15 protein-coding genes and 1 pseudogene are annotated in these 23,226 nt (G+C 52.6%); 9 read left to right on the forward strand and 7 right to left on the reverse strand.

Features of this window, described 5'->3' with window-relative positions; all coding sequences use genetic code 11:
* Window positions 1–51: 51 nt before the first annotated feature.
* Window positions 52–279 carry a hypothetical protein gene (locus tag QUE75_RS10210; RefSeq protein ID WP_286249774.1) on the reverse strand — a complete coding sequence of 76 codons (228 nt, stop codon included), beginning with the start codon at window positions 277–279 and terminating at the stop codon, window positions 52–54.
* A gap of 1,102 nt (window positions 280–1,381) precedes the next feature.
* Here QUE75_RS10210 and QUE75_RS10215 point away from each other — a divergent pair.
* From QUE75_RS10215 to secD, 3 genes and pseudogenes are all read left to right on the forward strand, one after another.
* On the forward strand, window positions 1,382–2,314 hold the full coding sequence (locus QUE75_RS10215) for a calcium/sodium antiporter (protein WP_197463860.1): 933 nt from the start codon (window positions 1,382–1,384) through the stop codon (window positions 2,312–2,314).
* A 333-nt stretch (window positions 2,315–2,647) separates the two neighbouring features.
* Window positions 2,648–2,812 (forward strand): annotated as a pseudogene (locus tag QUE75_RS10220) (transposase domain-containing protein); the annotation flags it as partial.
* Between the two features lie 604 nt (window positions 2,813–3,416).
* Window positions 3,417–5,939, forward strand: a complete 2,523-nt coding sequence (gene secD, locus QUE75_RS10225; protein WP_058091248.1) for a protein translocase subunit SecD — start codon at window positions 3,417–3,419, stop codon at window positions 5,937–5,939.
* 168 nt (window positions 5,940–6,107) lie between these two features.
* On the opposite strand, the gene QUE75_RS10230 is transcribed toward secD, so the two are convergent.
* The 3 genes from QUE75_RS10230 to QUE75_RS10240 form a co-directional block, all read right to left on the reverse strand.
* Entirely contained in the window at window positions 6,108–6,374 is a 267-nt protein-coding gene (locus QUE75_RS10230) for an EAL domain-containing protein (RefSeq protein WP_081496573.1), read from the reverse strand.
* A 133-nt stretch (window positions 6,375–6,507) separates the two neighbouring features.
* Window positions 6,508–7,668 carry an NAD(P)/FAD-dependent oxidoreductase gene (locus tag QUE75_RS10235; protein WP_041654924.1) on the reverse strand — a complete coding sequence of 387 codons (1,161 nt, stop codon included), beginning with the start codon at window positions 7,666–7,668 and terminating at the stop codon, window positions 6,508–6,510.
* Between the two features lie 32 nt (window positions 7,669–7,700).
* On the reverse strand, window positions 7,701–10,319 hold the full coding sequence (locus QUE75_RS10240; protein ID WP_058091247.1) for a helix-turn-helix transcriptional regulator: 2,619 nt from the start codon (window positions 10,317–10,319) through the stop codon (window positions 7,701–7,703).
* 222 nt (window positions 10,320–10,541) lie between these two features.
* On the opposite strand from QUE75_RS10240, the gene QUE75_RS10245 reads away from it, so the two are divergent.
* The 6 genes from QUE75_RS10245 (at window position 10,542) to QUE75_RS10275 (ending at window position 18,032) form a co-directional block, all read left to right on the forward strand.
* Window positions 10,542–11,765, forward strand: coding sequence for an alkane 1-monooxygenase (locus tag QUE75_RS10245; RefSeq protein ID WP_197463861.1), 1,224 nt, complete (start codon window positions 10,542–10,544; stop codon window positions 11,763–11,765).
* Window positions 11,766–11,902: 137 nt separating this feature from the next.
* A complete protein-coding gene (locus QUE75_RS20600) occupies window positions 11,903–12,421 on the forward strand; it encodes a rubredoxin (RefSeq protein WP_011783984.1) in 519 nt (172 codons plus the stop codon).
* Between the two features lie 51 nt (window positions 12,422–12,472).
* A complete protein-coding gene (locus QUE75_RS10260) occupies window positions 12,473–13,927 on the forward strand; it encodes an aldehyde dehydrogenase family protein (protein WP_058091245.1) in 1,455 nt (484 codons plus the stop codon).
* A gap of 27 nt (window positions 13,928–13,954) precedes the next feature.
* Complete coding sequence (locus QUE75_RS10265; RefSeq protein WP_058091244.1) at window positions 13,955–15,553, forward strand: GMC family oxidoreductase; 1,599 nt, start codon at window positions 13,955–13,957, stop codon at window positions 15,551–15,553.
* 37 nt (window positions 15,554–15,590) lie between these two features.
* Window positions 15,591–17,276 (forward strand): long-chain fatty acid--CoA ligase, encoded by a 1,686-nt coding sequence (locus QUE75_RS10270; RefSeq protein WP_236040830.1) that lies wholly within the window; start codon window positions 15,591–15,593, stop codon window positions 17,274–17,276.
* Window positions 17,277–17,360: 84 nt separating this feature from the next.
* Entirely contained in the window at window positions 17,361–18,032 is a 672-nt protein-coding gene (locus QUE75_RS10275) for an OmpW/AlkL family protein (RefSeq protein ID WP_008170303.1), read from the forward strand.
* A gap of 898 nt (window positions 18,033–18,930) precedes the next feature.
* On the opposite strand, the gene QUE75_RS10280 is transcribed toward QUE75_RS10275, so the two are convergent.
* The 3 genes from QUE75_RS10280 to QUE75_RS10290 all read right to left on the reverse strand — a co-directional run bounded on the left by QUE75_RS10280 (window position 18,931) and on the right by QUE75_RS10290 (window position 23,219).
* The gene (locus QUE75_RS10280) at window positions 18,931–19,956 is read right to left on the reverse strand and encodes an IS110 family RNA-guided transposase (protein WP_008170306.1); all 1,026 of its coding nucleotides are present in this window, start codon (window positions 19,954–19,956) and stop codon (window positions 18,931–18,933) included.
* 286 nt (window positions 19,957–20,242) lie between these two features.
* Window positions 20,243–21,493 (reverse strand): NAD(P)/FAD-dependent oxidoreductase, encoded by a 1,251-nt coding sequence (locus QUE75_RS10285; RefSeq protein WP_041654915.1) that lies wholly within the window; start codon window positions 21,491–21,493, stop codon window positions 20,243–20,245.
* Between the two features lie 88 nt (window positions 21,494–21,581).
* Window positions 21,582–23,219 (reverse strand): GMC family oxidoreductase, encoded by a 1,638-nt coding sequence (locus QUE75_RS10290; RefSeq protein ID WP_225316732.1) that lies wholly within the window; start codon window positions 23,217–23,219, stop codon window positions 21,582–21,584.
* Window positions 23,220–23,226: the final 7 nt, after the last annotated feature.

The following is a 23,226-nucleotide window of genomic DNA, read 5'->3' on the forward strand; positions in this document are numbered from 1 at the left end:
CTCTCCCTCTGTCAGCCTAGTTGTCCAGTAGGCGGTTTCGCCTGAATTTAATCAATCAGGGGCGGCATGGGAGCATTCATGCCACGCTATTCCGATTACAGCGCCATGGCTTTCCTCCTGAGACTGATTCGAGTCGGGCAGGGCAGCCGCAAAGCGGTCTGCCAGGGTTTCCGGGCGAGATACGTTATGGAGCAATCCCGACGGGAATACCTGCAAGACGAGGTTCTTGTCGCGGGCTTCCCGGGCATGCTCGACGGTAACTCTCATTTGGTTCGTCATCCCACGACTTTCCTGAAGTGCCTCTTCGTAAGCGGGGTCATTTGCTTGGTGCCGTTCAAGCTGCTCCAGATGCGCTGCCATGTTCGTGTAGTTGCGCTTCAGCCCCTCCAGTTCAGTTCGCCCGGGCGGCCCGTTATCAGGAGATTGCCACAACCGCCGCCCTGAATGAACACCGCACTTCATTTAACATAATATACATTATGCGCAGTTTGATATGCTTTCTAGGGACGCCGCCGAGCTCGGCCCTGAAAGTTCTGAGCAGCGATCTTTCAAACTTAAAGAGATCCTGGAGCTGTCTGCAGCTTACACCAAAGGTGCCGATGCGTTAAAGCGATCCCAATCCACGTACCAGCGGCGAAGGATCAGTTTTAGTGTTCTCGATTTCCACCAACTTGTTCAGCGGATTGAATCCATGGCCAAGGCCGGCAAATAACGCGATCACTCCAATGAATGACGTTGCGCTGAGAACGGCTGTAGAAAATTACCTTGCTTATGAAGAACCTCCTGAGAAGTCACTGAAGGAAGCGTTGCGGGATGCCGGGTATAAATACGTTGGTTAGTCCTGCAACCGAATAACCTTTTAGGTGCAGACGTTATTACTTTTCACTCCCCCGAATGCCCCCTGGATTGCGAACCTCACAGTTTAAAAATTTCAGCTGACTTGTCTTGAATCTTGAGGATAGCGCCGGAAACCGTTTAGCTGCGCCCTGCCCCTCCAGATCGACTCATATGGCGACTCTGGCGCGCCAAACGTGGATTTCATGGCTATCTGGGATGCGTTGGTGACTGAAGAGCGAAGTTCGGTTTGGTCGCAAAGCGAACATTCAGGCGGATAGACCAGCACTCACCTTTGGAGAAATTCAGCCTCTTTTTTGGCATGTCCGCAGTAATGGGGTAGAACCCATGATCTAACCTGAAAGTATCAGTTTTGCCGTTGCCAACTACAGTGCTGTTTTCGTCGTTATTCCGGCGCCCGGTATACGAGCGGGCTGAACAGACACGGCAACAGCTTTTGTGTAAGGTAACCGACGATTGGACACAGAACGAGCCGTGATTAAGCCCCCAGTAATATAAGTGGTCGATCAAATTGCTAGCCAACCTTGTGTATATCGCGTTCGCACTTGTCCTCCTTTTCGTTGGGGCAGAGGGCCTTGTCAGGGGCAGTTCATCACTGGCACTGCGGGCGGGTCTCAATCGCCTGATGGTGGGCTTGACCATCGTTGCATTTGGAACCAGCTCACCGGAACTGGTGGTAAGCGTGGAAGCTGCGCTTTCCAACCAGGGAGATATCTCGGTGGGCAATGTGGTGGGCTCAAATATTTTCAATATTGCTGTGATTCTTGGAATAACAGCATTGGTGTGCCCTATTCCGGTTCACCGCCAGGTTATCAAGATAGACGCTCCTGTCGCCCTGGGAGTCGCCCTCCTGTTGGTTTTGCTACTACTGAACCAAACTCTCAGCCGCCTTGAGGGCGTGCTTCTGTTTTCAGGAATTGTCGCCTACACATGGATGAGCGTCATTTTGGCCCGCAGAGAACCTCCCCCCGCCAGTGCGGATGAGGAAAACATTCTGGCAGTCAATACATCACGTCATTGGTGTGTCGATATTGCTCTGATCCTGGTTGGGCTGGCGATTCTTGTGGCTGGCTCCCGCCTACTGGTTGAGAATTCTGTGGCATTGGCGGTCAGTTTCGGAATCAGTGAAGCGGTGATCGGTCTGACGATTGTCGCGGCGGGGACCAGCATGCCGGAATTGGCAACCTCGCTGGTTGCAGCTTTCCGAAAGCAGCCTGACATCGCAATAGGCAATATCGTTGGCTCCAATATATTCAACGTCCTTGGAATACTGGGGGTGGCGTCGATTGTTTCGCCTATAGAAGCACCCGGGATTTCGACTCTGGATTACGGAGTGATGATTCTCTTTACGGTTTTGCTGATCCCGCTTCTGTATACAGGGCGCATGCTGCACCGGGTAGAGGGTGCTGTGCTGCTGGCGCTGTATTTCGGTTATCTTTTTCTCCTCTGGCCCGACTGATGGCCGAACAGGTGACTACGGATCGACGGCATGCCTAAAACAAGTTGAATCGCGTCACGGTGGACTTTCATTGGAGCTGAGCGTGTAAATCAGTTTTATCCACAGCAGGATAAGCCAGCCCCGGTGACCATCTACCTCTTAGAGTACGATCTTGCTGAAAAATCGTTCAATCCACTTTAACCGGGTCGTCGGCAAGGGAAAGTCGGCCCCGACTGAGCAATGGGAATATTGAGTTATTAAAAGGTGCGAGCCCTCGGCCTACATTTAAGGAGATAGAGAAGACCGGCGGTCGCAAAGCGGACATTCAATCATATTGGAGCAGATTCACTTTTTGGCTTTCTTTCTAGTAGTCAGCGTGCTGCTGCTGTTATGACACTGATCCAGCCAGCAAAGCTGAACGGGCATGATCCCTATGCCTACCTGAAGGGTGTGCTGACTCGACTGCCGACGCAGAAGAACACTGCCATCGTCGAGCTATTGCCCCACAACTGGAAGCCGACTATTTCCGACAAGGTATGGTGGCTTGACGCTGACGCTACTCCATCCTCCAACCCTGCCAGGCAACTTCTTCAACCGGCCACATAAACTCGTTGACTTCGGTTAGTCCGCGTTTCAAGATTCATTCGACATTTTGAGATAGCAGCATGACCAACGACAATCACCCTCTCCCTCGCGGACGGTTCCAAGTGCCTCTTGTAGTGCTTTCACTACTGGCATTGCTGCTTGTCTTTATCTCCTCAATTACCCACCAGCAAGCCTCAGCTACTAAGGCCAACCATGGTTTTATCGGAACCGTGGATCATCTGGTTGTTGCGAGTCATAACGAGTCCATCAGGGTACTAGGTGGCAATTCTGAGAACGATGCCGCAGTGGGTGGTGATCCGGACCTTTCCGACTGGTGGCCTGCCAGTCCGATGGTGCTAGGCGTCGGTCTTTGCCGCAGTAACTGCATCATCACCGCAGGAGCGGGACATCCCCCTGCATCTCCTCGTTTTTTAATCCCGCTTCTTCGCGCACCCCCTCTGGCGTAGTCCTCCGCTTTATCATGGCTGTGCATCTGGGCAGTCATACCGGTTAGTGAAGTTTTCTTCGAGGATTACCCATGAAATCGTTGCATACACGGGCCGTCGTTTACGGCCTGGTGATTGTGCTCGGGTTGTTGAGTGCGTTGCCGAACCTTCTTTCCCCTACAATGTCCGGGAAGCTCCCGGATTGGTACCAGCAGAATACGGTCTCCCTGGGGCTTGACCTTCAAGGTGGCTCACACCTGCTTCTGGAAGCGGATATCCAGGAACTGTTTGCCAGCGAGCACGAAGCGATGGCCGGCGAGTTGACCAACTCCCTGCGTGAAGCGGACATTCGATACGGGCGCATCCAGATGACTGATAGAGGCATCGAGCTACCGGTGCGCCAGCCCGAACGGGTGTCTGAAGCAGCCAGCCTTGCTCGAAAACTGGCAACGGATACTCCGGATGGCACGCGTCGGTTCGACGTTGATATCAACGGCGGACGGCTGGTGCTGACGCTGACCGAGTCCTGGCGTGCAGGTATTTCCCGAGATGCGGTGGAGCGAAGCCTGGAGGTAGTCAGACGGCGACTGGATGAAACCGGACTGGTGGAGCCCAGCATCACTCGCCAGGGTAGTGACGGCATTCTGGTACAAATGCCGGGCGTCGCCGACCCGAGCGAGATTCGTGAATTGCTCGGTACCACCGCGAAAATGACGTTTCACTGGGCAGCCCGGGCAACGGCGGAGGAAGATATCGCAACCATTATTCTGCCGGGTGCCTACGAAGACAGAGACTACAAACTGGAAGAACGGGTTGCCATAGCAGGCGAGCACATCCGTGACGCACGCATGGCTTTCAATCCGGATACCAACGAGCCGGTGGTCAATTTCAAACTGGATGACAAGGGTGCCCGGCTGTTTGGGGATATGACCCGGAACAACATTGGCCGGCCCCTAGCCATTGTACTGGATGGTGAAGTGATTACAGCGCCGGTAATCCGCAGCGCCATTGGCGCTAGTGGAGAGATCAGCGGTGGATTTACCACAACAGAAGCCAGTAACCTGGCTCTGCTACTGCGAGCTGGTGCCTTGCCCGTGCCCCTGTATGTGGTCGAGGAACGTACCGTGGGCCCTGACTTGGGCAGTGACGCCATCGCCATGGGGCTGACCACCGGTTTGCTGGGCGCAGCCATGGTGATTGCCTTCATGATCGGGCTTTATGGACGTTGGGGACTAATTGCCTGTGTCGGGTTGACGGTGAATATTGGGCTGGTGTTCGGGATATTGAGCTTGCTGGGGGCTACCCTGACTCTGCCAGGTATTGCTGGAATTATCCTCACCATTGGCATGGCGGTGGATGCCAATATTCTGATTAACGAGCGTATCCGTGAAGAATCCCGCCAGGGCAAGCCTGCCTGGATGGCCCTCCGAGAGGGGTTCGGCAAGGCCTACAGAACGATTCTGGATTCCAACTTCACGACACTGATCGCGGTCAGCCTGTTGTTCCTGTTTGGCAGCGGGCCGGTCCGGGGCTTTGCCGTCACAATCGGCATAGGCCTGGTAACGTCGTTGTTTACGGCAATAGCGGTCACCCGCCTGATCATGGAGTGGCGCATCCGGGGCCGTGCACGGGAACCGTTAGTGATTTCTGGCATAGCCCTGCTTGACCGCCTGAGTGAGCGGGGCGTGAACTTCATGCGCGGTCGCGTGATCGGTCTCATGGTATCGGCGGTGTTCTCCATTGCGGCAATCGCTCTGTTTGTGCAGCCGGGACTGAAATACGGCGTCGATTTTACCGGCGGTACGGTAGTGGAGGTACAGGCCCAGGGAGTCACTGTTGATAAGTTGAGAACCACGCTTCAGGCGAAAGACCTAGAGGACGCCGCCATTCAGGAAGCAGGCGCGGATGGGCGCTTCCTTATTCGCCTGCCAGCAGAGCAAGGAGTACCGGGGGCGACCGCGGAGCAAGTGGCATTGCTCAAAACCGCTGTTACCTCTGTCGAGCCAACGGCGGAATTCCCGAAAGTGGATATGGTAGGGCCTAAAGTCAGCGGTGGCTTTAGTGATGCCACCATTCTGGCTATTCTGTTGGCCGGTGTTGGTATGTTGGCGTACCTATGGTTCCGATTCGAGTCCCATTTCGCCTGGGCCGCCACACTGACCATTGCGCTGGATCTCACCAAAACCATCGGTTTCTTCGCCCTCGCCGGCGTGGAGTTCAACCTGACGGCAGTTGCGGCACTGCTCGCGCTTATGGGATATTCGGTCAACGATAAGGTGGTAGTGTTTGACCGCATCCGGGAAAACATCCGCAAGACGCCGGACCGCCCCATGCTGGAACTGCTGAACGATAGTATTTCATCGACGCTTACCCGCACTGTGTTTACCTCGGTAACGACCTTTCTGGCGCTGCTACCCATGGGCATTGCGGGTGGAGCCGCCGTTGCGAGTTTTGCCTTGCCCATGCTGTTCGGAATTGTAATTGGCACCAGCTCCTCGGTCTTTATCGCGTCGCCAATCCTTTATTATCTGGGGCAGCGACGGTCGAGGAAAGGGCTTGCTCAGTTGCGGCCGACTGCCGAGGAAATTCGCAAGGAACTGGAACTCATACCCTAGGGAGGTTACTGATGCCAGGGCAGACGCGTTTACAAAGGGGGATGATGAATGTTCGCCATTGTTTAGGTGCCCCTGGTCGCAAAGCGAACGTTCAGATGGTGCGATAACGCCGGCGCACACTAAGCGTTCGGTGATCCCAAATTGATTCGATGACCACCATCGGGCCAATTAAACCCAGTCAGTAACTTGTAGGTACTCCTCGCACCTTTTGACTGAGAGCGGCTTAGCATATAGATAGCCTTGTCCCGCATCACAGCCAAGGATTCGGAGATGGTTTTCTTGCTCTTTGGTCTCAATTCCCTCGGCCAGTACATCGAGTCCTAGGCTATGTCCCATCTGAATAATCGCTTTGGCAATTGCTCCACTTTCCTGGTCGTTAGGTAAGCCCCGGGTGAATGACTGGTCACTGTGGCCATCACAGCTGGGCTGGGCGATTCTGTATCTCCTGCTCTACAGCAGAGCTTGTGGGAGGGCCAGAATCCCCCTGCAGCTGGATATGCTCAGTCACGAGGCTCGACACATAGAAATCTCAGAGATGAGAATGAGTTGCATCCCATCTCGCTTACACTTACCCGGAGAGAGCTTTAGATAGCTTGGCTTGCCGGGTGGGAAGATTGACCGTTTCAGCTGCGATCATCCGGTCTCCGGAAAAGAGCCAGAATTCACAGGCATTGTCACTCTCTGTGGGACGCCGCTGAATTCGGTCGTATCCAGTGGCGATTCCAATACACTGGACTTTCATGCCGTTGAGATCTGACCAAAAACGAGGAGGAGAGGCAGGCGGAGACGGTTTACCACAAATATGAGCCGCCGCAATTTGTGCTTGAAGCATGGCATTGTGAATAGTTTCTATTCGGATGGGTGTATTGGTGGAAACGTTGACGGCTTTAGCGCAATCTCCGATCGCAAATATGTCAGGGTCAGAGCTACGCATGCCGCTGTCTACTATAATACCACCGTCGCAATCCAGGTTTGCGTCTTGCGCAAGTTCAGCATTGGGGATGGCTCCTATACCGATAACAACGACGTCTGCGGGTTTCGTAGTGCCGTCGGACAAACGGATACCGGAAACTCGGTCTCCCTCAGTGAGAATCTGGTTGACGCTAGCATTGAAGTAGAACATTACGCCGGCGGAGGCCATGCGGTTTCTGACAAAATTACTTGTTAATGGTGACGCTACTCGACACATCGCTCGGCTGTTGGCCTCAAACACAGAGACTTGTTTTCCCTGTAGATTGGCAGCGGAGGCGACTTCAAGCCCGATAACACCCGCGCCGAGAATGGCCACCTTCTCGCATTCCGGGGCTAACAGGGCATTACGTAATGCGGCGGAGTGGTCAAGATTCCTGAGATAGAAAACATTTTTTGCGCTCTCACCAGGTAAATCAATAGGACGTGGCCTCGCTCCTGTTGCCAAAATCAGCGTGTCGTATTTAATTTTCCTGCCGCCTTGAATCACTACTTGCTTTGCCGATCGTTCAAGCGCTATTACTTTACCGCCTTGTTCAAATTCAACTTTGTTGTCCCGAAAGAAATTAGGAGAACGGATCGGAGTTGGCGAGGGCAACTCATCTGAGGTCAAATAGGCTTTGGACAACGGGGGACGCTGGTAAGGCAGCGTGTTTTCCTCGCCCAAAATGGTAATCGTTCCGTCGAATCCATTCTGGCGGAGAGCCTCTGCGGCGGTCAGGCTGGCTATTCCAGCGCCAATGATAACTATTTTTTGCATATTCGCTCGATTCCTCTTTTGTTTTTGTAGCACTATAAAAGTCCGCGCAGTCGAGCTTCAGTGACTGCCTGAACCCGGTTGGTTACTTTAAGTTCGCTGAAAATCTTCTTCATATGCCATTTGACGGTATCCTCCGTCACGAGAAGCCGTTCAGCGATCTCTCTGTTGGTCATTCCGTTGCTTACGCATTTCAACAGAGAAATCTGCTTTATCGTGATAGTTGAGTGGGCATTGCCGGGCACAGGTGGCACGCTGGAGTCTTCTATTCTGACATCGGGATCCTTCGTAGCTTTAGCTTCAGAGTCGTCTGGCAGATCGTTAAAAAGATCCTGAGCAAGGGGGCTAAGAGAAAGTAGCGCTTCTTTGATCCAGAGCCGTGTGAAGTGACAGTTCAAATGTTCCGAAAGTAGGTTTGCATCAAGAATCATGCGCTTCGCCGATTTTGATGAGCCGAGGGCAAACGCTGCCAGGGCCTGACAATAGTGGGCGGCGATCCTGGTTCTAGCGTCTGAAATTGCGCTGGCGCTTTGTAGTGCTTGTTTGGCATATTTTTCGGCGACACCAAACTGTTTCCCAAGCCGTAGTCTATACATTGAGGTTACCAGGGCCATACGTGCTTGAATGGCCTGGTTTTGATTTGGCAGGAACGTCAGCTCACATTCATCGGGGAGTATGGGTGGACCCAATTCCTCGTTGTTCAGGAGAGTAAACTCAGCTAACTGAACTTTAGTCAGGATATTTAGACGAGAGAGCTCTCGCTCGCAGGAGGCTAAGCGGGATTGTTCCAACAAGGCCATGGCTCTATCTCGGAACCCTTGGTGGTACAGAAAACGGCTGTAGGCCTGTGTACACCCCCACAGAATATCTGTAACGCCATAGTTCAAAGCGAAATCGAACGAAGCCTGTGCAGATTCCTGGGTAACCAGGTGATGGTTCTGTTCGTGCAGGATTTGTAACTCAAGGGTGCCAAACATTTTATTTAAAAAAGTTTTTGGCACCTGAATCTTTTCTGCTGTTTTATTCGCCTGGATCAACACACTCATTGCTCGGGCGATGTCACCCTTGAACAGTTCAGCCTGAATTTCTGCAGTTTTAAGCCAGATAAAAGCGTAATGTTGATTGGATGACTGGATGGCCACAGCCGCTCGATGGGACAATCGCTCCAACTCTTCAAAATGGCGTCCACTGGAGGCAATGAATGCCTGGCAAGTAAGTGCTGCGCCTTTGCCAACCATGTTACGGTCGCCAAAGGCGTCTATCCATTTTTGACAGAGAACCTGACTCTCCAGTAATTCATCCTGTGTAGCTTTGCCTATCGCATTAACCAATTCCCGCCATCCTTCCTCATCAAGATTGCTCGCCCCCCTGGAGCTCGGATGAAGCGAACTAGCCAGTATTTCGTCTGCTTGACGAGCTTGTTGGCTGAAATACAAAATCCACGCGTAACCTATGCTCAAGGCGGCAATTTTTTTTATCGTGCGAGCCGGTACTTTTCCAAACCAGGTGCGAAGTACTTCGATTTCACCCTGTCTGAGTGCCACGTCCAGGATAATGCTGTCACTTACGACGCGAGCCCATCGATGGTCACTGGCTTCCAGAGCTGCATTGATTGAATGGAGGTACTCTCCCCTACGCCAATGCCAGAACGCGACCCGTTTCAGTACATACGAGCGACGTTCTCGTTGGGTGGTGTTAAATAAACTACGCAAATACTCTCGCAGCACAGGGTGCATATCCATACGATCAGCAGAAGTCCCGGTGGGAGCTAAAAGAGCATAATGTTCGTTAAGAAACGTAATTTCCCGGTCGGCCTCTTCTGTCTTATAGACATAGCCATAGCATTCAGCGCTGATTACTTCGAGCATCGCTGCATTGCAAAGAAAGGTCCTCGTACTATTGGGTAACGCAGTTAAGAGGTTGTCCCTGAAATACGAGCGAGTTTCCGGCCAAGTCGCTGCGGGGAGATTTGGGTTTGGGGTTCGGCACATAAGCCTGACAAGTGCTGGCCATCCACCGGTCGCTTTTATGATGTTGCTGGCTTCGGGGCCACCCATACCAGATAATTCACTAACCTCCTCTTCTGTAAATACAAGTTCATCAGCACCATACGTTACAACACCCGCCATCATAGACAAACGTGGCAACGCCCCGACGCGACTCGGTGCAATGAAAAATTTCACATTGCTCGGTGTTTCACAGATTAAATCCTCAATCAAATCCGCGGTATGTTTAGCCTCGCCAACCCCATCAAGGCAAATTCTTATCGTCTTTTTTGCATTACACAGTGCGTTTCGAAGAACTTCGATGGTGTCGATGTCACTTTTTATCATGCGCCAGGATTCAACTCCTTCGAGTTGATATAAAACTAACGCTGCAAACAAACTGCCATTAACGTCACATGAGTCAGGGCACGACCGGGTATTGATATAAACGGCGCTCTCACGTTCCAGTTCGCGAGTGTTTGCTGCCAAGGCCACTTGTACAGATTTTCCATAGCCTGGCGGGGCCCGATACAGAACTACCTTTGATTCAGGCGTAGCAGAAGGCCTCAGGCAATAGCGGTCTAAACACCCTTGAGTAATGAAATACTGACGAGCCCACATCCTTTCAGACATCCTCCGACACCAGTCTTCCAAGCTATGGCGGGTCATGACAATCCGATCTCCTGCTTCGTCTCCCCGAAACGCGAGGGCGCTATGGGGTGAAAGCATATTGATAGATGTCTAGTGCGAAAACTACCCCTTAGAGTAGTTGTTTGATCTCCGGTTCTGGCCAAACCTGTTCATGCCTACAACTTGTCCGTTCACCTGAGGGACTCGGTGTTCGCACAATGTAGAAAAATGATCAAGCTGAAAAACAATAAGGTGATCCTAATGTCAATGTCAGAAAATGTCTTAACAACAGAGTCTCTTCAGAGAGACCCTGATGCCGAAGGTTATGTGGACAGAAAACGCCACCTGTGGGTCCTTTCTGTGCTGTGGCCAGCGACGCCTCTTATTGGCCTTTATTTGGTATCCCAGACTGGATGGAGCATTTGGTACGGATTGGTGTTGATCCTTTGGTATGGCGCAGTTCCCTTGATTGATGCCATGTTTGGAGAGGATTTTTCAAACCCCCCTGAGTCGGCTGTGCCTCGGCTTGAACAGGATCGTTACTATCGGGTACTGACCTACTTGACGGTTCCTATTCACTATGCCGCCTTGATTGTCAGTGCCTGGTGGGTATCCACGCAACCAATGAGTGTTTTCGAGTTTCTGGCATTGGCCCTTTCCCTGGGAATCGTGAATGGCCTGGCTCTGAACACAGGCCACGAACTTGGCCATAAAAAAGAAACGTTTGACCGTTGGATGGCGAAGCTTGTCCTCGCCGTGGTCGGATATGGTCATTTCTTCATTGAGCACAATAAGGGGCATCACCGTGATGTGGCTACGCCGATGGACCCGGCGACATCCCGCATGGGTGAGTCCATTTACTCATTCTCACTGCGTGAAATTCCCGGTGCTTTCAAGCGGGCATGGGATTTAGAGGAACAGCGCCTCAGTCGTTGTGGAAAAAGTGTCTGGAGCCTGGAGAACGAAGTTCTTCAGCCTATGATTTTGACCGCTGTGCTTTATGCGGGATTGCTGGCGTTTTTTGGCCCGTTAATGCTGATCTTTTTGCCCATTCAAATGGCCTTTGGCTGGTGGCAGCTGACCAGCGCCAACTACATTGAGCATTACGGATTGCTGCGCGAGAAGATGTCGGATGGACGTTATGAGCGTCAACAACCGCACCACTCATGGAACTCAAACCATATTATGTCGAACCTGATTCTGTTTCATTTGCAACGACATTCCGACCATCACGCCCATCCTACAAGGTCCTATCAATCGCTTCGCGACTTCAAAGACCTGCCTTCCTTACCATCGGGATATCCCGGGATGTTCCTGGCCGCAATGTTTCCCTCATGGTTTCGTTCGATAATGGACCACCGGGTGCTGGATTGGGCTAAAGGAGATCTCGATAAGATTCAGATTCAACCCGGCAAGCGTGAATTCTATGAGCGTAAATTTGGTGGGACTGATTCTGAATCAGTCGATACCGCCGCGGCTAAATGATCGGCTAATCGGAACTTATATACCTCGTTTACTTTATTTACGTTGCAGAAAAAGAGCCTCTGACGTGCACCTGAAAGAGGGTGCGCGTCGGGCGCTACCAAAACAAAGACAATAATATCGTTTGAAAGGTGCTCTAGATGGCTAAATATCAATGCCCTGATTGTGGTTATGTATACGACGAAGTGGTTGGTGATCCGCACGAAGGCTTTCCTGCAGGAACGACATGGGAAAAAATTCCTGAAGACTGGTCCTGTCCAGACTGTGCCGTCAGGGATAAGGTTGACTTCGTTGCGCTTCAAGAAGCGAACCCGGAACTTTCGGTGTCCGCAACCAATACAGCGGTCCGCCCTGCCAGCCAAGCTAAGACCGAGGGAGCATCGCAGAAAGCAACGGGCGCATCTACTCCTTCAGCTAAAAATAAAACAAAGCCCAAAGCGAAACCCAAGCCTAACTCTTCAAAATCGCCGAAAGACTCGACTCAAAAAGATACCTATCGGAAGTGGGTCTGCATCACTTGCGGCCATATCTACGATGAAGCTCTCGGAGATGAAGCCGAAGGCTTCCCTGCCGGCACTCGTTTTGAAGATATTCCAGACGATTGGTGCTGTCCGGACTGTGGTGCCACAAAAGAGGACTATGTCCTCTATGAAGACTAGTAATCCGATTGAAAATAACAACAGTCTCGTTCGGCAAGAGGTGATTTTATAATGCAGATTGCTAGTCTGGCGGAGGTTGGGGTGACCAATGTGTCAACCAGCGATACGATTGATTCAACGTTCGCGGCCCTACAGCGGGCACAACTTGCGCGTCGCGGAAGCTTTACCTTGGAGGCTCGAATAGCGCAGCTCGACCAGCTGCGGGATTCAATTAAACGCCACGAATCAAACATCATTGCGGCTTGCGCGGCGGACTTTCGAAAACCCGCTCCAGAAGTCAAATTAACTGAACTCCTGCCGGTGCTTCAGGAAATTCGACACACTAAAAAACACTTGCGTAAATGGATGCGTCCGAAGCGAGTGGCTGCATCCGTTGGTGTTCTGGGCACGAAATCTTATGTTCGGCCAGAACCAAAGGGAGTGTGCCTGATTATTGCACCGTGGAATTATCCGCTCAATCTTGCGCTCGGGCCTCTCGTCTCAGCGTTGGCTGCAGGGAACGGAGCCATCATTAAACCCTCGGAAATGACACCACATACCTCAAAGGTGATTGCCAACATTGTCGCCGAAACCTTCCCTCCCGATCTGGTTTCCGTGATTGAGGGTGATGCCGCGGTAGCGCAGAAACTGTTGGCCTTACCCTTCGACCACATATTCTTCACGGGCAGTCCTGCGGTAGGCAAGGTGGTCATGGAGGCTGCCGCCACGAACCTTTCCTCAGTGACGCTGGAATTGGGGGGTAAGTCCCCGACCATTGTTGGCCCAGATGCCAACATAAAGAGGGCTGCAAGAAACATTGTCTGGGGTAAGTTTGCCAATAATGGACAGACCTGTATCGCCCCAGATCATGTTTTTGTGCACGTTAATATCGCAGATCAATTCAATGAAGCACTTAAAACGGAAATTGGGCGAGTCTATGGAAAAACACCAGAAGCCCAGAAATCGACCGCCGACTATTGCCGGATTGTAAATCGACGTCATTTCCAGCGAGTTTCAAACCTGATAGATGATGCCAAAAACAAAGGTGCAAGAGTCTTTGAGGGCGGTGTTACAGATGCTGAAGAGAATTTTATTGCTCCGACGTTGATTTCAAATGTATCCAGCGACATGGATATTTCACGTGAGGAGTTATTCGGCCCGATCTTACCCGTTATTGAATTCGACGATATTGATCTGGTTATCAAGAAAATCAACGATAACCCTAAACCGCTTGCGCTTTACATATTCGACAAAAACGAGTCTTTTGCCACGGATATTATCGAGCGAACGAGCTCCGGCGCTGTAGGAGTCAACCTTACAGTTGTGCATTTTCTACATCCGGGTCTGCCGTTTGGTGGAGTTAATAATTCCGGGATAGGGGCGGCACACGGTGAATACGGTTTCCGCGCTTTTTCGCATGAAAAGGCGTTGATGGAGGATAAACATTCTCTTATGCATCTTCTTTTTCCACCCTATACAGCCTGGGTCCGGCGTCTTATAGAGGCTGCTGTTCGTATTCTGGGCTGAGCATAATCAAATAATAAGAGAGTTATTATGTACGATTACATTATTGTCGGTGCGGGATCGGCGGGCTGTGTATTGGCCAATCGGCTTACGGCGGACTCTTCAAAGCGAGTAGCGTTGCTAGAAGCGGGCCCAAAGGATAAAAATCCACTCATACATATGCCTATAGGTATAGCACTCCTTTCCAATAGTAAAAAGCTGAATTGGGCTCTTGAAACCGAACCTCAAGAACATCTAAAGGAGCGCCGCCTGTTTTGGCCTCGTGGGAAAACACTTGGCGGGTCCTCTTCTATCAACGCCATGGTCTATATCAGAGGTCACAAAGCCGATTATGACCACTGGGGTCAAGTTGCCGGGACAGACCTCTGGGGATGGGATCGCGCTTTAAAATTGTTTCGTCGACTGGAAGATAATAAACGTTTTGGCGCAGATTCTTACCATGGGGAGGGCGGTGAGCTCACCGTAAGTGAACTCAAATCAGTCAATCCGTTGAGTCGAGATTTTGTTCGAGCGGCACCTCATGTAGAGCTCCCGATAAACACGGACTTTAATGGAGAGACGCAAGAGGGATTGGGACTCTACCAGGTGACACAAAAAAATGGTCGCCGTTGGAGTTCAGCGCAGGCATTTCTGCGTGTCGCGGAGAACCGGCCTAATCTTGATGTGCTAACGGACGCGCGGGTAACCCGGGTGGTAATGGACGGTAAGCGGGCAGTCGGCGTGACACTGAACCAGGGGGGCGAATATCGCCAGCTTAGACTCAATAACGGCGGTGAAGTCATATTGTCTGGTGGTGCGGTTAATTCACCACAACTACTTATGCTTTCGGGAATCGGTGATAGCGAAGAGCTTGGAAAACACGGGATCCCCCTTGTGCATCATCTCCCTGAGGTCGGCCAGAATCTGGTTGATCATTTGGATATTACGATCATGCACGCGGCGAACTCACGTTTGCCCATTGGCGTTGCTCCCAGTTTCCTGTTTCGGGGCGTGAGCGCATTATTCTCATATATCTTTGCGCGACGTGGATTTCTTACCAGTAATGTTGCCGAGTCCGGAGGCTTTGTTAAATCCGAGCGCTCGTGCGAACGGCCAAATGTGCAATTCCACTTTTTGCCAACTTACCTGAAGGATCATGGACGAAAAGTGATGGCCGGGTATGGGTACACCTTGCATATTTGCGATCTAATGCCCAGAAGCCGCGGTTTTATAGGTCTCAAAAGCCCTGACCCATTGGCCGACCCGTTGATTCAACCCAATTATCTCAGTAACCCCGAAGACATCAAAACAATGATCTCGGCCGTTAAATTTGGACGACGGATACTCGGGGCACCAACAATGGCTTTACATAGTAAACGAGAAATTAAGCCCGGAAACTCGGTGTCTTCGGACGGTCAGATTGCGGACTTTATCCGGGAAAATGCAGAGACTATTTACCACCCCGTTGGCACTTGTCGTATGGGCGCGGATCCGGATTCAGTCGTTGATCCGGAATTAAAAGTCAGAGGGATTGAAGGGCTAAGAGTTGTCGATGCCTCGATAATGCCCAGTTTGGTTGCCGGTAACACCAACGCACCCACCATGATGATTGCCGAAAATGCAGCCGACATCCTCTTGGGAAATGTTTAGGTTCAAACCCGGATTATGCCTTCTACATTGGACCTTAATGACGCCAGATACTCGCGTCAACCAACTACAAAAACGACAGGAGATAAACGTGCTTGGCCAAATGATGAACATGGAGCTCACCGTGAATTCCTTGATCGACCATGCTGCTCGCTACCATGGAGACGCTGAGATTGTGTCGATAGGAACGGATGGAAATCCCAGTCGATCTGACTGGGCAACTGTTTCGGAGCGGTCGCGACAACTTGCGTCAGCGCTTCGAACGGCAGGCTATGTCCAGGGGGATCGGTGCGCGACCATTTGTTGGAATAACGTGGGGCACCTGGAATGTTACCTTGGCATCTCTGGTGGCGGGATGGTGTGTCACACCATTAACCCGCGACTGTTTCCAGAACAACTCGTTTACGTTATCAACAATGCTCAAGACAAAGTCATATTCTTTGACAAAACGTTCCTTCCCATTGTTTCAAATATCCGAGACCGACTGGAGACGGTTGAGAAATTTGTATTGATGTCCGAACCGGACGAAGAAATTGCAGCGCAATTTCCAGGATTGTTGTTTTATGAAGAGTTTCTCCAGCGAGGAACGCCTAACGCGAATTGGCCTGAAATCGCCGAAAACCAGGCTTCAAGCCTCTGCTATACATCGGGCACCACTGGAAATCCCAAAGGGGTGCTCTATTCACACCGCTCCACCGTTCTGCACGCGCTGGTAGCTGCTCAACCCGACGCACTGAATTTATCGGCACGGGACGTGGTGATGCCGGTTGTTCCTATGTTTCACGTAAATGCGTGGGGGGTACCCTACATTACGGCGATGGTTGGAGCCAAACTGGTGTTGCCTGGTCCTGGCCTGGATGGACAAAGTTTGGTCAAGCTGATCGATTCAGAAAGCGTAACGATTGCGCTGGGTGTGCCTACAATTTGGCAGGGACTTCTCTCGGCTTTGGACGAGCTTGGCTCCTCGGCACAGTCGCTTAAACGGACGGTGATAGGGGGTAGCGCTTGTCCGCCCTCAATGATGTCGGAGTTTCGTGGTAAGTATGGCGTAGAAGTTGTCCATGCATGGGGAATGACAGAAACATCACCGATCGGAACCGTCAATGCACTGCTGTCGAAACACAATACTCTTTCGGAGGAAGGAAGAAACAAAATCCGTGAAAGCCAGGGACGGCCTCCCTACGGGGTGCAGCTCAAAATTGTGGGTGAAGACGGCCATCAACTGCCCGAAGATGGCATTGCTCAGGGAAATCTCCGCATCCGTGGTCATTGGGTGGTAGCCGATTACTTCGGTGTTGAACCAAATCAGACTCTTGAGGAAGACGGTTGGTTCGAGACAGGTGATGTTGCTTCGATCAATGATGATGGATTTATGACAATACGTGACCGCTCAAAAGATATTATTAAATCTGGTGGTGAATGGATATCTACAGTCGAATTGGAGGGAATCGCAATGGGCCATTCTGCCATCAATGAAGCTGCCGTAGTGGCGGCCTCCCATGATAAATGGGACGAACGACCGATCCTGTTGGCAGTAAAAATACCCGACGCAAATATTACTGAGGAGGAACTTCTTGCTCATTATCAAGGGAAAGTCGCCAAGTGGCAGATCCCGGATCGCGCGATCTTTGTGGAAGGATTGCCACGCAATGCCACTGGGAAAGTATTAAAAAACAAGCTGCGTTCTGAGTATGGGGAAGTATTAGTCAATAAACCGGCAAGCTAGCTTCAATGAGTGGCATTTGTGTTACGAAAAATTGCAGTTTTACCTAAAGCCAATTTGTTTTAATACCAAAAAGGATAATAAAAAATGAAACCTAAAATAATTAGTAAAGTCTCGTTAGTGGCGTTCCTTTTACTTTCACTTGCTGCGAGCCTGGCCAACGCTCAATCTGAGCCGGTTTACAGTAGAGGCGACTGGGTGGTTGGGCTGAATGCCACTAGAGTTCTAACCGATGAAGATTTGCGATCAGCCTCTGCGGGGAGTGCCCCCGTTCCAAATTCCAACCTGTCTATTAACAACGATACGACCGTATCATTCGACGTGTCGTATTTTCTGAGTAATCAGCTGGCATTTAACATTTTTGGCGGCATTCCCGCTAGTGCGGACCTCCAGGGCGAAGAGTCTCTCTCCGGTCTTTTTCTTGGTCAAACAGATTATGGTCCGGTAATTCTTTCGCTTCAGTATCATGTTTTGACGGGTAGCAACTTCTCTCCGTACTTTGGAGCGGGTGTAGGACGGATTCTCTTTTTAGATGAGAAGGATCGCGCACTAACCGACTTCGACGTCGAAGATACATGGGCCCCTGCGGTTCAGGCTGGTTTTCGCTGGAGGATACACAATAACTGGTCGGCAAATTTTGACGTTAGATATGCACCCTTCGAGGCGGATATCACCGGTAACCTGGGCCCGGCCCCTGTTCAGGCAAAAGTGGAAGTGGACCCCACTATCGTGAGCATCGGTGTTGCATATCGCTTTTAAATGCCAAGTATACCAACCGTCTGCATTTGCTGGTCGCTTTCAGCAACCTGCTGATTGATAAAAAACCTGCAGCGTAAGACCAATGCGCCCCTTTTCCGCCAAGATTGCGGAAAAGGGGCAAAAACCAGCGGTTATTCAGATCTTCCTTAGGTATATAGCCCCAGCCTTATGCATCATTTAAAGGTCTCGTATCGTTTAGTCGAGTAGTATATAGCCATCAGGACCGGCACGTCCTTACTATAGAAAACCTTTTCAGTAGTCCCGCAAGTTTCATTTAATCGAGCAAGTGTCTTAACATTAATACCGCTCGTAACTATCGGTTCTTGATGTCCACCATCAATAAGCCGGAATCTTACTGTGTTTGATTTACACACCGCTTGAAGCTTGCAGTCTGAAAAGCCCTGTCTTGGCTGCCACCACCCATCCGCATGAAAAAGCATATGCTCAGATGAACCAAAACAAGAGGTCGACACCGAATGGGCGATGTTGCTTATGAAGGATTGAGTGATCGGAACCTCTACCCATAATGGCCGATAGAGACTTCGCTTTTTCTTTGTGGGTAAAATCAAGTTCATATTTTCGTCGGTAATTGCAAGGTGAGGTTATTAGTGGGACATATAGAGAATTATTTCACCTACATGGACTCCCCCTGCGGTCAAGCAACGCCATTTGAATCCGAAGCGGTTTGAGACTGCGGCTCTACATTCGGCCTCTTTGTGGGCGTTTTTGCCCGGGCCAGGATGATGATGCGTGTGAGCGGGGACCTTATTCGTTAGTCGGCTTCGCTGAGCCGCAGAAATAAACAGGTTCTCCCACTCTCGGTCTGACCGTTCCGTCATCGCTTGCCGTTGCAAGACTCTTCTGGCAGGCTTGTTCTGCCTGTCGTTGGTGCTCGGTTTTAGCCCTCCACAGGCTGTGTCTTAAACTCGGTTTGATTCATGAGTAGTGCCCATATAATCCGGGCGTTCTTGGCCGCCATCGCAACGGCGGCCCGCTTGTATCCACGTCGTTCCACCAGGTCTTTGGCCCAGTCACTGAGTCGATCATTCTTATCCGGTAATTTTGCAATCACTGCCCGGGTGCCATGGATCAGCAGCGTTCGCAGGTATTTGTCCCCGCGCTTGGTGATTCGGCCAAGTCGCACCTTGCCACCGGTCGAGTATTGTCGGGGCACCAGACCCAACCATGCGGCAAAGTGTCGCCCACTTTTGAACTGTCTGGGGTCAGGCGCACTGGCCAGCAGGGCTGTTGCGGTCTGTGGTCCGATACCCGGTATGGCCATAAGGCGCTTGGCCTGCTCATCGCTCCGGGCCATCGCTTCGACCTCCCGATCGTAAGCCAGGATTTCTTCATCGAGCTGTCGAATGCGTTGGTTGATGTTGTTGATTAAGCGGCGAGCGAGCATGGGTAAGTCGTTTTCGGCATCCTCCAGGATTTCGGGAACCCGGCGCCGTGCGGCGTAACGGCCCTGGGGAATGATCAGTCCGAACTCGGCCAGCAGCCCACGAATCTGATTGATCTGCGCGGTGCGTTCTTTGGTCAGTCCACGGCGAATACGATGCAGGCACAGTACGGCTTGCTGGTCTTCGGTCTTGATTGGAACAAACCGCATATTCGGCCGACCTACTGCCTCACAGATGGCCTCGGCATCGTTGTCGTCGTTCTTGCTGCTCTTGCGATAGGGCGCGACAAACCGGGGTGCAATGATTCGGACATCGTGGCCGAGTTTGGTCATTTCCCGAGCCCAATGGTGGGCACCCGAGCAGGCTTCCATGCCAATCAGGCAGGGTGGGAGCTGAGCGATATAAGGCAACAGCTTGGGCCGGTTCAGTCGTTTGCGAACCACGACCTTGCCGTGTTGATCGGTGCCATGAATACTGAACACAGTTTTCGCCAGATCGATGCCAATGGTTGTAACATTCATGATGACTCCTCCTGCTTTTGATTGAAGATGTCAGACACCTTCAATGTGGCACATCGATGCCGTGGGAGCAGGGGGAGTCCATATCATTCGCTATGGTGCTCTCGGTTTACCAGAGCAACAGTAATGTGTCTGGCTACGGGAAATTCCGCCGGTTGTGGCTCACGCATCCTTTGCGCTCACTGAAAGCTGTCGGTCGTAGGATATGATATCCATAGGCCGTATGAGTTGTGCATTGCTTTCGCAATTTTGGGCAAACTAAGGGCACAGCTCTACTCGGTCGTCAATTTCAATTTATGGACTGACCGCTCACCAAGGACTTCAGTTCAATATCCGGATCCTTCAACATTTCAGGATTGACCTGCCTGCGTTGTTGAACGAGGGTCTTGCCGACCATAAAAGCGATGGGCAGGTTGACCGCATCAACAGCAATGACACAGCCATCGCGGAGATAGAACACCGCAAATCCCTTGTCTTCCGGGCTTCCGCGCAGCACACGCTGATCATGATATTGCGACAACCCCACCATCTGCAGACGCACGTCATACTGGTTCGACCAGAACCATGGAGCGCTATTATAGGGTTTCTTCTCGCCCATCAGGGTTGCCGCCACTGTCCGGGCCTGATCAACCGCGTTGGCGACAGATTCAAGGCGCTGCATCTTCTCGAAGAAAAGATTCCGGTGGCGGGTACAGTCGCCGATCGCCAGGATGGCTGGATCTTCTGTGCGGGTAAACTCGTCAACAATAATGCCGTCATCACAGGGCAGGCCGGCGGCCTCAGCCAGCGCGGTTTCCGGCACAACACCCACTGAAACGAGCACGATGTCGGCCGGTACAGTGCCGCCGCTCGCCAATGTCACGCCAGCCACATGCCCCTGATCGCTAGCTTCGAAACCGGTTACCGCCGTGTTCAGGCGTAGATCCACGCCAGCGTTACTGTGTTTGGTGTAAAAAAACTCCGACATTTCCGGGCCTGTTACACGCTGCATAAGACGCTCGGCCGCTTCCAGTACCGTGACATCAACGCTTTTTTTGGTAGCGCTGGCTGCCACTTCAAGGCCAATGTAACCACCACCCACGATGACCAAGCGTTTCCCCGGAACCAGTTGTTCACGCAGGGCATCCGAGTCAGCTATGTCATGTAGGTAATGAATGCCCTTCAAGTCAGCCCCGGGTGCGTTCAGGCGTCGAACGTGTGACCCCGTGGCCAGGACCAGTCGATCGTATTTCAATGTGCTCTGGTCCGACAAACTGATGGTCTTGTTGTCCCGATCAATTTGTTCGGCACGTACACCGAGCCGCAACTGATGGCCGGCGTTCTCGTACACCGAGCGCGGCTTGAGGTACAGCGACTCCTGATCCACCTCGCCTGCCAGGTAGTTCTTGGACAGGGGCGGCCGCTGATAGGGTGGATGTGGCTCTTCGCCCACCAGGACCACCTCATGTTGATATTTCTTTTGCAGCAAGGTTGTCAGGAGCGCACCTGCTGCGTGCCCGCCGCCAACGATGACTGTCGTCTCTTTCTGTTGGTTTGCCATAGCCTGTCTCTTTCTACTGTTCTTTGGAATCAGATTGATCAGAAGTCCAGATGCCAACTGAGCCCTGTGACGCCCGCGCGCGCGGAGCTCAGCCGACCATCTCCCCGGCATCCTCAAGTATCATCGCGGCACCTTTCTCGCCGATCATGGTTGCCGGCTGATTGGTGTTTCCGCCGACCAGCGTCGGCATGATGGAGGCATCGACCACCCGCAGGCATTGCAGGCCATGCACGCGCAGGCGCGGATCGACCACCGCCATCGGATCAACACCCATCTTGCAGGTGCCAACCGGGTGGTACGCTGATTCACCGCTGCGCCGTACCCATGCGGCGAGATCGTCGTCATTCTGCAGCGCCGGCCCGGGCAAGACCTCAACCTCGTGGTGCGGGGCAAACGCCGCCTGCGCCAGGATCTTGCGCACCAGGTGGACACCGCGCACCAGTCGCTCGACATCGGCGGACTCGGCCATGTAGTTGGGGTCGATCAGCGGCGCGGCAAACGGGTCGGCACTGTGCAGACCGACGCGCCCGCGCGACGACGGCCTAAGCCCGTAGATCATCACCGCGTAGCCATAACCGCTCATCGCGGTCTTCAGGTCTCGCCCGTGATCGTCGTACAGCATTGGCGCGAAGTGCAGCTGCAGGTCGGGTACCGGCTCCTCGGGCCGGGAGCGGATGAACCCGCCGGCCTCGGCGCCGTTGCTCGACAGCACGCCCCGCCGACCGCTCAGATACGTCAAAGCGCCCCACAGCCCCTTGAGCCAGTAGCTCGGATGCATCGAGATGCTTTGGCGGCTGCGGGCGCTGACGCGCACGAACACGTCGATATGATCCTGGAGATTCTGCCCGACGCCCTCCAACGCATGGCGCAGTTCTATGCCATGCCGGGACAGCTCCTCCCGCGGACCGATCCCGGACAGCATCAGCAGTTGCGGCGAGTTGAACGCGCCGCCGCAGAGCACAACTTCGCGCCCGGCACGAACCTGCGTCAGCCCCTTTGTATCGCGGTATTCGACACCGGTGGCGCGGGTGTCTTCGAGTAGCACCCGGGTGACATACGCGCCGCTGCAAACCGTCAGGTTGGAACGCGCCGTGGCGGGTTCGAGATAGGCCCGCGCGTTGCTACAGCGTGTGCCGTCTTTCTGGTAGGCGTAGTAGAAGCCCACGCCCTCCTGCTCACTGCCGTTGAAATCTGTATTGAGCCGGTACTTTGCCTGGGTCGCCGCCTCGACAAACGCCGTGCTCAGCGGATTGGTATAGCGGCGCTCGGCAACGTTCAGCGGACCACCCTGACCATGAAATTCTGCCTCATTCGGCGTAAGTTTGGGCTCGAAATGTTCCGATCGGCGGAAGTAGGGCAACACCTCGGCGTATGACCACCCTTTGCACCCCAGCCGTGCCCACTCGTCGTAGTCCCGGGCATGCCCGCGAATATAGACCTGCGCGTTCATGCCGCTGGAACCGCCAAGCATCTTGCCCCGCGGCTGAAAAAGCGCCCGGTCGTGCATGTGACGCTGCGGTTCGGTATTGAACTGCCAGTTGTAGCGGCGGCTGAACATTAGCTGCAGGAAACCCAGCGGCATGTTCACGAAAGGGTTGCGGCGGCTCTCCGGACCGGCTTCAAGCAGCAGCACAGAATGGCGACCGCTCTCCGACAGGCGGCTGGCGACAGCACATCCGGCCGAGCCCGCGCCAACCACGACATAGTCAAATTGTTCGGTCGTCATCCTGGTT

Source organism: Marinobacter shengliensis (genome assembly GCF_030297115.1).
Lineage (GTDB): Bacteria > Pseudomonadota > Gammaproteobacteria > Pseudomonadales > Oleiphilaceae > Marinobacter > Marinobacter shengliensis.